The organism is Microbacterium sp. CPCC 204701 (genome assembly GCF_004010105.1).
Lineage (GTDB): Bacteria > Actinomycetota > Actinomycetes > Actinomycetales > Microbacteriaceae > Microbacterium.
Window position 1 is genome coordinate 1 of sequence record NZ_RRYE01000637.1, and the last position, 1,022, is coordinate 1,022.

General features: G+C 71.6%; 1 protein-coding gene and 1 pseudogene. Both read left to right on the forward strand.

Annotation, left to right across the window (positions count from 1 at the left end):
• The first annotated feature begins 344 nt into the window (after positions 1 to 344).
• Positions 345 to 695: a DUF488 domain-containing protein gene (locus EIO58_RS18505; RefSeq protein ID WP_127820611.1), complete on the forward strand. Its 351-nt coding sequence runs from the start codon at positions 345 to 347 to the stop codon at positions 693 to 695.
• A gap of 27 nt (positions 696 to 722) precedes the next feature.
• Positions 723 to 1,022, forward strand: a pseudogene (locus tag EIO58_RS18510) (aminoglycoside 3'-phosphotransferase); the annotation flags it as partial.

Below are 1,022 nucleotides of genomic sequence, written 5' to 3' on the forward strand. Positions count from 1 at the left end.
GGGCGGTCGCGAGGCCGAGCCCGCTCGCTCCGCCGGTGACCAGGGCGGCAGCACCGGTGAGATCCATGCGTTCTCCTTCGAAGACCGGACGTCCAGGCGAAACTGCGTATCAGCATACGCGGAACCGAGTTCCACTGCGTGAGGGGTCGTGCACCCACCACGCTACCCACCCCCGGCCGGTCGAGGCATCCGTTCGCCGCTCATGACTCAGGCTGGGGCGGAGACGACGGCGAGGCTCCGGCAGAATTCCGCGGTACGTGGGCGCCGGGTCGGGGAAGCAGCCTGAGTTGTGCGCCCGGAGACCGATCCGTGCGCCGACCCGCGCGGAGGAGTTGGATGTCACCATGGAACTGCGACTGAAGCGCGTGTACGACGAACCCGGCCCGGACGACGGCTTGCGCGTGCTCGTCGACCGGCTGTGGCCGCGCGGCATCTCGAAGGACCGCGCGGCGCTCGACCTGTGGGCAAAGGAGGTCGCACCCTCGACCGAGCTGCGCAAGGCCTTCCACCACGGCGGCATGACGTGGGATGCCTTCGCCGACGCGTACCGCGCAGAGCTGGCCGGCCCGTCGCGCCCGGCGGTGGAGTGGTTGCGACAGGAGATCGCCTCGCACGACGTGGTCACCCTCCTGCACGCCGTGCACGACGCCGCTCACAACCACGCGCTGATCGTGCGGGAGATGCTCGAGGCCTGAGTCCGACGCACCCGGCAGGATGGGGGCGTGTCCATTCCCCTCGAAGCGGTCGAGATCCCCGAGCGGGTGCGGGAACTCGCGGCCGGTGCGACGCTCGAGCCGGTGTGGCTCAACGACTACGGCGGCGTGACGTTCCGCACCGACGACGGCCGCTACCTCAAGCACGGCCCACGCAACGCCGAGACCTCGTTCGCAGGCGAGGCCGCCCGGCTGGCCTGGGCCGCGCCCTACGCACGCGTGCCGCCGCTGCTCGCCGTCGGCGGCGACGCGACGCACGAGTGGATCGTGACGGCGGCGCTGCCCGGACTCTCGGCGGTCGACCCGCGC

Coding starts and splice junctions, on each gene's coding strand:
- EIO58_RS18505 (WP_127820611.1), top strand. CDS start 345: ATGGAACTGCGACTGAAGCGCGTGTACGACGAACCCGGCCCGGACGAC.